Origin of the sequence: Mycobacterium sp. EPa45 (assembly GCF_001021385.1) — a bacterium.
GTDB lineage: Bacteria > Actinomycetota > Actinomycetes > Mycobacteriales > Mycobacteriaceae > Mycobacterium.
Map to the genome: position 1 here is coordinate 5954028 of NZ_CP011773.1, position 12139 is coordinate 5966166.

Sequence of the window (12139 nt, forward strand, 5' to 3'; positions counted from 1 at the left end):
CGAACATATGTTCGTGTCCGGCGACCGGGCGACCATCCTGCACGCTGATCTCGACTCTTTCTACGCCTCGGTCGAGCAGCGCGATGACCCCACGCTGCGTGGCCGCCCGGTAATCGTGGGCGGTGGCGTGGTGCTCGCCGCCAGCTACGAGGCCAAGGCCTACGGAGTGCGCACCGCAATGGGCGGTCACCAGGCCCGCCGGCTGTGCCCCGCGGCGGTGGTCGTACCGCCGCGGATGTCTGCCTACAGCCAGGCCAGCGACGATGTCTTTGCAGTCTTCCGCGACACCACACCGCTGGTCGAACCACTCTCGGTCGACGAGGCGTTTCTCGACGTGTCCGGCTTGCGGCGGCTGGCCGGTAACCCGGTGCAGATCGGGGCGCGACTGCGCGAGGAGGTGCGCGACCGCGTCGGACTGCCCATCACGGTGGGCATCGCGCGTACGAAATTCCTGGCCAAGGTCGCCAGCCAGGAAGCCAAGCCCGACGGGCTGCTGCTGGTGCCGCCCGAGGGCGAGCTGGCATTCCTTCATCCGCTGCCGGTGCGCCGACTCTGGGGAGTGGGACCCAAGACCGCCGACAAATTGCACGCGCACGGCATCGAGACCGTCGCCCAGGTTGCCGAACTCGGGGAGACCATGTTGGCGTCGATGGTCGGCCCGGCGATGGGCCGACAGCTGTATTCGCTGTCGCGCAACATCGACCGGCGCCGCGTCGACACCGGCCGTCGCCGCCGCTCGGTCGGTGCCCAGCGGGCACTCGGCCGACGCCGGATCACGCCCACTGAGCTGGATGCCGTGGTGATCGGCCTCGTCGACCGGATCACCCGCCGGATGCGCTCGGCGCAGCGCACCGGGCGAACAGTCGTGCTGCGCTTGCGTTTCGACGACTTCACCCGCATCACCCGCTCGCATACGATGGCCCGCGCCACCGGCTCCACCGCGCCGATCCTGGCCGCCGCACGCGGTCTGGTCGCAACGGCCGAACCGCTGATCGCCGAGCGCGGCATCACGCTGATCGGGTTCGCGGTATCGAATATCGACCCCGGCGGCGCGCAGCAGCTGGAACTACCTCTCGACGGCGCGCGCCCCGAGACACTGGACCTCGACGCCGCCGTCGACCGGGTTCGGCGGCGCTACGGCAATGCGGTGCTCACCCGCGGTGTGCTGGTCGGCCGGGACCCCGGCCTGGAGATGCCGCACCTGCCGGACTAGCGAGTTGGCGCCCGTTGGCAATTAGCTTGCGGCCCAACCCAACAGCTTCTCGACCGGCCAGGTGTTGACGATCCGTTCGACGGGCACGTCGCTGTCGACAGCACGCTGCGCACCGTAGCCGAGGAAGTCCAGCTGGCCCGGTGCGTGGGCATCGGTATCGATCGAGAAGTTGCACCCGATATCCAACGCCAGCTTGAGCAGCCGGGTCGGCGGGTCACGCCGCTCGGGGCGCGAATTGATCTCTACGGCGGTGTTGTTGTCCCGGCACGCGGTGAACACCTTCTCGGCGTCGAACTTCGACTCCGGCCGCAGGCCGCGGCTACCGGTCACCAGCCGCCCTGTGCAGTGCCCGAGGACATTGACCCGAGAGTTCGTGACCGCGCGGATCATTCGCCGGGTCATCGACGGCTCGTCCATCGCCAGCTTCGAGTGCACGCTGGCGACGACGACATCGAGGCGGTCCAGCAGCTCGGGCTCCTGGTCCAGGGTTCCGTCTTCGAGGATGTCGACTTCGATGCCGGTGAGGATCCGGAAGGGCGCCATCGTCTCGCGGAGTTCGTCGATGACGTCGAGCTGATGGCGCAGCCGGTCGGGTGAGAGCCCGTTGGCGATGGTCAACCGCGGTGAGTGGTCGGTGAGCACGCAGTACTCGTGGCCCAGTGCAGCCGCGGCGGCCATCATCTCCGGGATCGGTGCCGAGCCGTCCGACCAATTCGAATGCAGATGCAGATCGCCTCGCAGCGCGGCGCGAATGTCGCCGCCACCGAGATCCTCGGCGCCGCCCCGCAACTCGACCAGCACGTCGGGTTCCTGGCCGGCCCAGGCCTGCGCGATCACCTTGGCCGTCTTCGGTCCGATGCCAGGCAGGCTCTGCCAGCTGTTGGCGCGGCCGTGCCGGTCGCGGGTCTGCTCGTCCAGCGCCTCGACGATGTCGGCGGCCTTGCGATAGGCCATCACGCGTCGGGAGTCTTCCCGCGCACGGTCCTTGTAGTACGCGATCTCACGCAGCGCGGCCACGGGGTCCATGACTCCAGTGTGCCCCGCGCGGTCCGGACGATTTGCCTGGGAGACGGGATCCGGGATACATTGGATTGAATATTTCGTCAATCCGTCAAGTGATCAATCCGAGGCTGCTTGTGCCCACCAACTTCCCCGGCGGCGGCGAGCGGCCGCTCTATGAGATCAAGGCCAACCTGTTCAAGGCGCTCGCGCACCCGGCCCGTATCCGCGTCCTGGAGATCCTGTCGGCCAGCGCCGGGCCGACACCGGTCAGCGAGATCCTCGCCGCCACCGATATCGAGCCCACGCTGCTCTCGCAGCACCTGGCAGTCCTGAAACGTCATCACGTCGTTTCGGCCGAACGCACCGGCAATGCGGTCTACTACGAACTCGCCCATCCCTCGATCCGGGATCTGCTGGTGTCCGCCCGCGGCTTCCTGGCCGACACCCTCAAGGCGCGCCATGATCAACTCACGGCGTTCGACGCGCTACCGCCGGTGGGGAATCCGCGGTGATCGCCAGGGCCACCGGTCAACTGGCGCGGCTGCTTCCCCGTCTCAGTGACTATGCCGACCTACCCCGGTCGTGGCGTCGGGACATCCTCGCCGGGATCACGGTGGGTGTGGTCGCGCTGCCACTGGCGCTGGCATTCGGCATCAGCTCCGGTGTCGGGGCGGCCGCCGGATTGATCACCGCGGTGATCGCGGGAGTGGTCGCCGCGGTGTTCGGCGGCTCCCACGTCCAGGTCTCGGGGCCGACGGGCGCGATGGCGGTGGTGCTTGCCCCCATCGTGGCTCAGCACGGCGTCGGCAGCGTCGCGCTGGTCACGGTGTCGGCCGGGGTGATCGTCCTGACCGCTGGCATCACCGGCCTGGGTCGCGCGGTGACATTCATTCCCTGGCCGGTCATCGAGGGCTTCACGCTCGGCATCGCGGCGATCATCTTCCTGCAGCAGGTGCCGGCCGCATTCGGCGTCGTCGCCCCGGCCGGGCAACGCACGCTGGCCGCCGCCTGGACGGTCACCGTCCATGCCGACTGGTCGTCGGCGTGGCGCACCCTGGCCGTCGTGGGCTTCGTCGCCGCCGTCATGGTCGCTCTGCCGCGACTGCACCGCGGCATTCCCGCATCGCTGACCGCCGTCGTCGCCGCCACCCTGATCGTGGTGGTGTTTCACCTCCAGGTGGGGACGATCGGGACCCTGCCGTCACATCTGCCCGCGCCCGTCATGCCGCACACTGACCCCGGCGCGCTGCGCACGCTGCTCGGCGCCGCAGTGGCCATCGCCGCGCTCGCCGCGATCGAATCGCTGCTGTCGGCGCGAGTGGCGGCGACCATGTCGCCTACCGGCCCCTACGATCCCGACCGCGAACTCGTCGGGCAGGGTCTGGCGTCGATGGCGTCGGGGCTGTTCGGCGGCATGCCGGCCACCGGCGCGATCGCCCGCACCGCCGTCAACGTTCGCTCGGGAGCTCGCACCCGCGTGTCGGCCATCGCGCACTCGCTGTTGTTACTGGGCGTCGTCTACCTGGCCACCGGTCCAGTGGCGGCAATCCCGTTGTCCGCCTTGGCCGGAGTGCTGATGGTGACGTCGTTTCGGATGATCTCGGCGGCCACCATCCGCAAGATCGTCCGGTCCACCCGCTCGGACGCACTGGCGTTCGTTCTGACGGCCGTCATCACCGTGTGCTTCGACCTCGTCGAGGCAGTCGAGATCGGGATCCTCATCGCGGCGTTCTTCGCGCTGCGCACGGTGGCACGGCGCAGCAGCGTGGCCCGCGAGGATCTGCCCGGCCCACACCAGCCGGGCGACGAGCGCATCGCGCTGCTGCGGCTGGACGGCGCGATGTTCTTCGGTGCGGCCGAGCGCCTCTCCGCTGCGATCACCACTCACCCCGACGTGTCCGTCGTCATCATTCGCATGTCGCAGCTGGGCATGCTGGACGCCACCGGCGCCCACACTCTCGCCGAGATCACCGAGGAGCTCGAGGCGCAGGGGGTCACCGTCATCGTCAAAGGGGTGCAGCCCGAGCACATGTCCCTGCTCACGAACATCGGCATCCTCGACGCGCTGCGCCACGAGAACCACCTGATCGACTCCCTCGACGACGCGATCGCCCACGCACGATCCCACGTGACCCCGCTGGTTTATCCCTGACGACCTCCGGGTACAGGACGTGCCATGTCGTCCCTGCAGTGGGTGATCGCCTATCTGTGCGCAGCAGCGCTCGTCGCCGGCGGCGCGATGGCGTTCGCCGCCTGGTCACGCAAGAGCGAATCAACCAATCCGAGCGTCACCGCCGTTCCAGCCGTTCTCGCAGGCGCGTTGTGGCCATTGATCGTTGCCGGCCTGGCCCAATGGCTGCTCGTGCACGCACTCGGCAAAGCGTTGCGCCGCGAGACCGTCCGCGGCGGCCAGCTGACCCAGCTGGACACCGCCGCCTGACAGGTGTCCCTCAGCGAACCGGACTAGGCTCGACCCAGTGCAATTCGCCTTCAAGACTTCACCCCAAAACACCACGTGGCACGACATGCTGGCGGTTTGGCGTGCTGCCGATGACATCGACGTCTTCCATTCCGGCTGGACCTTCGATCACTTCTATCCGATCTTCTCGGACCCGACCGGCCCCTGCCTTGAGGGCTGGACCACCCTGACCGCGCTGGCGCAGGCGACCTCTCGGCTGCGGCTGGGCAATCTGGTCACCGGCATCCACTACCGGCACCCCGCCGTGCTGGCCAACATGGCCGCAGCGGTGGACATCATCTCCGGCGGTCGCCTGGAGCTGGGCATCGGCGCCGGCTGGAACGAAGAGGAGTCCGGCGCCTACGGCATCGAACTGGGCAGCGTCAAGGAGCGCCTGGATCGTTTCGAAGAAGGGTGTCAGGTGCTCATCGGCCTGCTCAGCCAGGAGACCACGTCGTTCGACGGCACGTTCTACCAGCTCAAGGACGCACGCAATGAGCCCAAGGGTCCGCAACGGCCACACCCGCCGATCTGCATCGGCGGCAGCGGCGAGAAGCGCACGCTGCGCATCGTCGCCAAGTACGCCCAGCACTGGAATTTCGCCGGCGGTACGCCCGAGGAGTTCGCCCACAAGCGCGACGTGCTGGCGTCCCACTGCGCGGACATCGGCCGCGACCCGAGCGAGATCATGCTCTCCGCGCACATCCGGCTCAGCGAGGACCACGATTACGCGAAGGCGATCGACGAAGCCGCGGCGCTGGCAGCCGAAGGCCTGGATCTGGCGATCGTCTATCTGCCCCCGCCCCACACTCCGGCGGTGTTGGAGCCACTGGCCGAAGCGATCCGGGAGTCGGGACTGTAGATAACAGCTTGGTAACGGCGGGCAAAGCTGCGCCGGCGTCAACCCGCCGCGAATTCAGTTGCTAGAAACCGAAGCGGACGAGTTCGTCGGCCGTAACGAGCCGCTCGTGCTTGGCCGGCCACTCGCGGCTTTTCACCGGGTGACGGAAGAAGGACCAGGCTATACGCCCGACCCGCGAACGAGATATCGGGTTGAGGTACACAAGGATCACTCCTGTGGTCGGATCTCGATTCAACCGGAGCCCCACGTTACCGCAACGCTCGCTCCAGCAATTAGAGCCAAAGCTAACCGCAAACGTCAATAGGCGCGCCGGTCAAAAAGCAGATGATTCTGCTGTTACAGAAGTGATCAGAGTTTCCTATGGCTGATCAGCGCTGCGGGGCGGCCGTCGGCTTGATCGGCGCCGGCAACGCGGAGTGCCCCATGAGATAGCGGTCGACGCCCTTGGCTGCGGCGCGGCCTTCGGCGATCGCCCAGACGATCAGCGACTGGCCGCGACCCATGTCACCGGCGACGAACACGCCCGGTACCGAGCTGGCGAACTCGTTGTCGCGGGCGACGTTGCCGCGATCAGTGAGGTCAACGCCGAGGTCGGTGAGCAGACCCGGCTTCTCCGGGCCGACAAAGCCCATCGCCAGCAACACCAGGTCGGCCTCGAGCTCGAAGTCAGAGCCGTCGACCTTCTCGAACTTGCCGTCCTTCATCACCACTTCGTGGGCACGCAGCCCGGTGACCTTGCCCTCGTGGCCGACGAACTTCTCGGTGTTCACCGAGAACACTCGCTCGCCGCCCTCCTCGTGAGCCGAGGACACCCGGTACATCAGCGGGTACGTCGGCCACGGGGTCGAGTCGGCGCGCGTCTCGGGCGGGCGCGGCATGATCTCGAACTGGTGGATGCTGACCGCGCCCTGCCGGTGGGCGGTGCCCAGGCAGTCGGCGCCGGTGTCGCCGCCACCGATGATGACGACCTTCTTGCCCTTGGCGGTGATCGGGGGCTGACCGTCCTCATCGACAACGGGATCACCGTGGGTGACCTTGTTGGCCCACGGCAGGTACTCCATGGCCTGGTAGACGCCCTCGAACTGGCGGCCGGGAATCGGCAGATCGCGCCAAGCGGTGGCTCCGCCGGCGAGCACGACGGCATCGAAGTCGGCACGCAGCTGATCGGCGGAGATGTCGACCCCGACGTTGACGCCGGCGCGGAACTTGGTGCCCTCGGCCTCCATCTGAGCCAGGCGCCGGTCGATGTGCCGCTTCTCCATCTTGAACTCGGGGATGCCGTAGCGCAGGAGCCCGCCGATGCGGTCGGCCCGCTCGAAAACGGTGACGTCGTGGCCGGCGCGGGTCAGTTGCTGGGCAGCGGCCAGCCCGGCAGGCCCGGATCCGACGACGGCGACCTTCTTGCCGGTGATGACGTGCGGCGGCATCGGAACGACCCAGCCCTCGTCGAAGGCGTTGTCGATGATCTCCACCTCGACCTGCTTGATGGTGACCGCATCCTGATTGATGCCCAGCACGCACGAGGCTTCACACGGCGCCGGGCAGAGCCGGCCGGTGAACTCGGGGAAGTTGTTGGTGGCATGCAACCGCTCGATCGCGTCGCGCCACCGGTCCCGGTACACCAGGTCGTTCCATTCCGGAATCAGATTGCCCAGGGGGCAGCCGTTGTGGCAGAACGGGATTCCGCAGTCCATGCAGCGGGATGCCTGGTGCTCGAGGGCGTCGTGGGAGAAGTCCTCGTACACCTCTTTCCAGTCCTTCAGGCGCAGCTCCACGGGCCGGCGTGCCGGCGTCTCGCGGTGGGTGTACTTCAAGAAGCCGGTCGGGTCAGCCATGAGCAGCCGCCATGATCGCCTTGTCGACGTCTTCGCCGGCGGCTTCGGCCTCGGCGATCGCCTTCAGCACTGCCTTGTAGTCGCGCGGCATCACTTTCACGAAATTCCCCACCTGTCCGGACCAGTCAGCCAAGATGCGCTGGCCCACAACCGAATCGGTGGCATCCACGTGCGCGACGATGATGTCGCGCAGCCACTCGACGTCGGCGTCGTCGAACTCATCGATATCGACCATCTCAGTGTTGAGGTTGGCCGGCAGTTTGCCATCGGGGTCGTACACGTAGGCGATACCACCGGACATGCCTGCCGCGAAGTTACGCCCGGTCTCCCCGAGGATCACCACCCGACCGCCGGTCATGTACTCGCAACCGTGGTCACCGACACCCTCGACGACGGCGTGGGCACCGGAGTTGCGTACCGCGAACCGCTCGCCGACCGTGCCGCGGATGAAGGCGGTACCGCTGGTGGCGCCGAACAGGATCACGTTGCCGCCGATGATATTCGCTTCGGCGACATAGTCTTGTGGCGCGTTGTCCGACGGCCGCAGCACGAGCCGCCCACCGGAGAGGCCCTTGCCGACGTAGTCGTTGGCATCGCCGTAGACCCGCAGTGTCACACCCTTGGGCACGAATGCGCCGAAGCTGTTACCCGCCGACCCGTCGAACGTGATGTCGATGGTGCCGTCCGGAAGACCGTTGGCGCCATAGGCTTTCGTCAGCTCGTGACCGAGCATTGTGCCGACGGTGCGGTTGGTGTTGGCGATGGTCGTCGAGAACCGGACCGGGGTGCCGGAGTCCAGCGCTTCGCGGCTCATCACGATCAGCTGCTGGTCCAACGCCTTGTCCAGACCGTGGTCTTGACGCGAGCTGCAGTACAGATCCTGGTTCATGAACGCCGAATCCGGCTCGTGCAGCACCGGGGTCAGGTCCAGCTTGTGGGCCTTCCAGTGCTCGGCGGCCTGTGCGGTGTCGAGCGCGTTGACCTGGCCGACCATCTCGTTGACGGTGCGGAAGCCCAGCTGCGCCATCAGTTCGCGGACCTCTTCGGCGATGAACAGGAAGAAGTTCTCGACGAATTCCGGCTTGCCTTCGAAACGCTCACGCAGCACCGGGTTCTGGGTGGCCACACCCACCGGGCAGGTGTCGAGGTGACAGACCCGCATCATGATGCAGCCCGACACCACCAGCGGCGCGGTGGCGAAGCCGAATTCCTCGGCGCCCAGCAGCGCCGCGACCACCACGTCTCGACCGGTCTTGAGCTGGCCGTCGACCTGCACCACGATCCGGTCGCGCAATCCGTTGAGCAGCAACGTCTGCTGGGTTTCGGCCAGGCCGAGCTCCCAGGGCGCACCCGCGTGCTTCTGAGACGTCAGCGGCGTAGCACCGGTGCCACCGTCGTGGCCGGAGATCAGCACCACGTCAGCGTGCGCCTTGGAGACGCCTGCGGCGACGGTCCCAACACCGTTCTCACTCACCAGCTTCACGTGCACCCGGGCCTGCGGGTTGGCGTTCTTCAGGTCGTGGATCAGCTGCGCCAGATCCTCGATCGAGTAGATGTCGTGGTGCGGCGGCGGCGAGATCAGACCGACGCCGGGCGTTGAGTGCCGCACCTCGGCCACCCACGGGTAGACCTTGTGGCCCGGGAGCTGGCCGCCCTCACCGGGTTTGGCGCCCTGAGCCATCTTGATCTGGATGTCGGTGCAGTTCGTCAGGTAGTGCGACGTCACACCGAAGCGGCCTGACGCTACCTGCTTGATCGCGCTGCGGCGCCAGTCGCCGTTGGGCTCGCGCTCGAAGCGGCTGACGGCCTCGCCACCCTCGCCCGAGTTCGACCGTCCGCCAAGGCGGTTCATCGCGATCGCCAGGGTCTCGTGCGCCTCGGCCGAGATCGAGCCGTAGCTCATGGCTCCGGTGGAGAACCGCTTGACGATCTCGCTGGCCGGCTCGACTTCGTCGATCGGAATCGACGGGCGCACACCATCTTTGAACTTGAGCAGACCACGCAGCGAAGCCATCCGCTCGCTCTGGTCGTCGACCAGCTGGGTGTACTCCTTGAACACCTCGTACTGCCCGGTGCGGGTGGAGTGCTGCAGCTTGAACACCGTGTCCGGATTGAACAGGTGATACTCGCCCTCGCGGCGCCACTGGTACTCGCCGCCGACCTCGAGCTCGCGGTGCGCGCGCTCGTCGGGGCGGTCCAGGTAGGCCAGCTGGTGGCGGGTGGCGACGTCGGAGGCGATGTCGTCGAGGTCGATGCCGCCGACCGGGCAGCTCAGCCCGGTGAAGTACTCGTCGAGCACCTGCTGGGAGATACCGATGGCCTGGTACAGCTGTGATCCGGTGTAGGACGCCAGAGTGGAGATGCCCATCTTCGACATCACCTTCAGCACACCCTTGCCTGCGGCCTTGATGTAGTTCTGCAGCGCCTTCTCGCGGTCGATGTCCTCGATCACACCGCGGTCGATCATGTCGCTGATCGACTCGAAAGCCATGTAGGGGTTGATGGCCGCGGCGCCGAAGCTGACCAGGGCCGCCATGTGGTGCACCTCGCGGGCGTCGCCGGCCTCGACGACCAAGCCCACCTGGGTGCGGGTCCGGGTGCGAACGAGGTGGTGGTGGATGGCCGCGACCGCCAGCAGCGACGGGATCGGCGCCAGGTTCTCGTTGGACTCACGGTCGGAGATGATCAGGATCCGGGCGCCCTCGGCGATGGCCTTCGACGCCGCATCGCGGATGTCGTCAAGCGCACGGCGCAGGCCCTCGCCGCCCTTGGCCACGGGATACAGACATCGGATGACGGCCGAACTCATGCCGTGCTTGCGGCCGCGCACGGTGTCGTCCGGGTTGAGGTTGATCAGCTTGGCCAGTTCGTGGTTGCGCAGGATCGGCTGGCGCAGCCCGATCTGGTGGCACGACTCCGGCTGCGGGTTGAGCAGGTCGCCCTCCGGGCCGACGGTGCCCTGCAGGCTGGTCACCACCTCTTCGCGGATCGCGTCCAGCGGCGGGTTGGTCACCTGGGCGAACAGCTGCTGGAAGTAGTCGAACAGCATCCGTGGCCGCGACGAGAGCACGGCGATCGGAGTGTCGGTGCCCATCGAGCCCAGCGGCTCGGCGCCGGTCCGCGCCATCGGCGCGACCAGGAGGTTGAGCTCTTCGTAGGTATAACCGAACGCCTGCTGGCGCAGCACCACGCGGTGGTGCGGCATCCGCACGTACGGGCCCTGGGGCAGGTCGTCGAGGTGGAACTGCTGATCGTCCAGCCACTCCTGATACGGCTCGGCGGACGCCAGCTCGGCCTTGATCTCCTCGTCGGAGACGATGCGGCCCTGCGCGGTGTCGACCAGGAACATGCGGCCGGGCTGCAGACGCATGCGCTTGACCACCGTGGATGGATCCAGGTCCAGCACGCCGGCCTCGGAGGCCATCACCACGAGGCCGTCCTCGGTGACCCAGATGCGCGACGGACGCAGCCCGTTGCGGTCGAGCACCGCGCCGACGACGGTGCCGTCGGAGAAGCACACCGACGCCGGTCCGTCCCACGGCTCCATCAATGAACCGTGGTACTGGTAGAACGCCCGCCGGGCGGGGTCCATCGTCTCGTTGCGCTCCCAGGCCTCCGGGATCATCATCAGCACCGCGTGCGCCAGGCTGCGCCCGCCGAGGTGCAGCAGCTCGAGCACCTCATCGAAGCGCGCGGTGTCCGAGGCGCCCGGGGTGCAGACCGGGAAGATCTTCTCGACGTCGGTGCCGAAGATGTCGGTCTTGATGAGCGCCTCCCGGGCGCGCATCCAGTTCTCGTTGCCGGTAACGGTGTTGATCTCACCGTTGTGGGCGACCCGGCGGAACGGGTGGGCCAGCGGCCACGACGGGAAGGTGTTGGTGGAGAACCGCGAGTGCACGATGCCCAGCGCGCTCTCCAGCCGCTCGTCCTGCAGGTCCAGGTAGAACGCCTTGAGCTGCGGGGTGGTCAACATGCCCTTGTAGACGAAGGTCTGCCCGGAAAGGCTTGGGAAGTAGACGGTTTCGCGACCCGGGCCGTCCTGGCCGGGCCCCTTGTTGCCCAATTCGTGCTCGGCGCGCTTGCGGATCACGTAGGACTTGCGCTCCAGCTCCATGCCGGAGGCGCCGCCGATGAACACCTGGCGGAAGGTCGGCATCGCGTCACGGGACAGCGCCCCCAGCGACGAATCGTCGGTGGGCACGTCGCGCCAGCCGATGACCTCAAGACCCTCGGCCTCGACGATCTTCTCGACGCCTTCGCAGGCGGTGGCCGCGTCGCGGGAGGATTGCGGCAGGAAGGCGATACCGGTGGCATAGGCGCCCTCGGCCGGAAGATCGAAGTCGACAACGGCGCGCAGGAAAGCGTCGGGAACCTGCAGCAGGATTCCCGCGCCGTCACCGCTGTGCGGCTCGGCGCCGGCGGCGCCGCGGTGCTCGAGGTTCAGCAGCGCGGTGATCGCCTTGTCCACGATGTCGCGGCTCCGGCGGCCGTGCATGTCCACCACCATCGCGACGCCACATGAGTCATGCTCAAATGCGGGGTTGTACAGCCCGACACTCCTGGGCATTCGCACCTGACCCTTCACAAGCTTTTATGCGCGGTGGTTCGTCGACGTCACCGCGCCCCGCCAGGGATTCCTCCGTGCGTCACTGAACGGGGCTCCACTGTGGTGTCAACAAGTTGTAAAACGATATGCCAAACCCCGCCTGACATGCCAACTTAGTCTAGGCTAACTCGGTTGCTCCGCCGCCATTCGCGCTGCGCCGTCG

Annotated in this window: 8 protein-coding genes; 5 read left to right on the forward strand and 3 right to left on the reverse strand. The window is 67.3% G+C overall.

All coding sequences use genetic code 11. The annotated features are described in order from the left end of the window. The first annotated feature begins 7 nt into the window (after positions 1–7). Positions 8–1213, forward strand: coding sequence for a DNA polymerase IV (dinB, locus tag AB431_RS28305; protein ID WP_047332746.1), 1206 nt, complete (start codon positions 8–10; stop codon positions 1211–1213). Positions 1214–1234: 21 nt separating this feature from the next. Here the strand turns inward: dinB and AB431_RS28310 are convergent, their stop codons facing one another. Continuing rightward, entirely contained in the window at positions 1235–2239 is a 1005-nt protein-coding gene (locus tag AB431_RS28310) for a PHP domain-containing protein (protein WP_047332747.1), read from the reverse strand. Positions 2240–2349: 110 nt separating this feature from the next. On the opposite strand from AB431_RS28310, the gene AB431_RS28315 reads away from it, so the two are divergent. From AB431_RS28315 to AB431_RS28330, 4 genes are read left to right on the forward strand one after another with little or no spacing between them, the layout of a single operon-like run. After that, positions 2350–2727 carry a metalloregulator ArsR/SmtB family transcription factor gene (locus AB431_RS28315; RefSeq protein ID WP_047333883.1) on the forward strand — a complete coding sequence of 126 codons (378 nt, stop codon included), beginning with the start codon at positions 2350–2352 and terminating at the stop codon, positions 2725–2727. Beyond that, entirely contained in the window at positions 2724–4367 is a 1644-nt protein-coding gene (locus AB431_RS28320) for a SulP family inorganic anion transporter (RefSeq protein WP_047332748.1), read from the forward strand. Before AB431_RS28315 ends, AB431_RS28320 begins: the two co-directional genes overlap by 4 nt. A gap of 24 nt (positions 4368–4391) precedes the next feature. Beyond that, on the forward strand, positions 4392–4655 hold the full coding sequence (locus AB431_RS28325; protein ID WP_047332749.1) for a hypothetical protein: 264 nt from the start codon (positions 4392–4394) through the stop codon (positions 4653–4655). Between the two features lie 37 nt (positions 4656–4692). Beyond that, positions 4693–5535 (forward strand): LLM class F420-dependent oxidoreductase, encoded by an 843-nt coding sequence (locus AB431_RS28330; protein ID WP_047332750.1) that lies wholly within the window; start codon positions 4693–4695, stop codon positions 5533–5535. A gap of 368 nt (positions 5536–5903) precedes the next feature. On the opposite strand, the gene AB431_RS28335 is transcribed toward AB431_RS28330, so the two are convergent. Together AB431_RS28335 and gltB are read right to left on the reverse strand one after the other, a co-directional pair. Next, positions 5904–7370: a glutamate synthase subunit beta gene (locus AB431_RS28335; RefSeq protein ID WP_047332751.1), complete on the reverse strand. Its 1467-nt coding sequence runs from the start codon at positions 7368–7370 to the stop codon at positions 5904–5906. Further along, on the reverse strand, positions 7363–11937 hold the full coding sequence (gltB, locus tag AB431_RS28340; RefSeq protein ID WP_082135972.1) for a glutamate synthase large subunit: 4575 nt from the start codon (positions 11935–11937) through the stop codon (positions 7363–7365). The genes AB431_RS28335 and gltB overlap by 8 nt, the downstream gene beginning before the upstream one ends. Between the last annotated feature and the right edge of the window lie 202 nt (positions 11938–12139).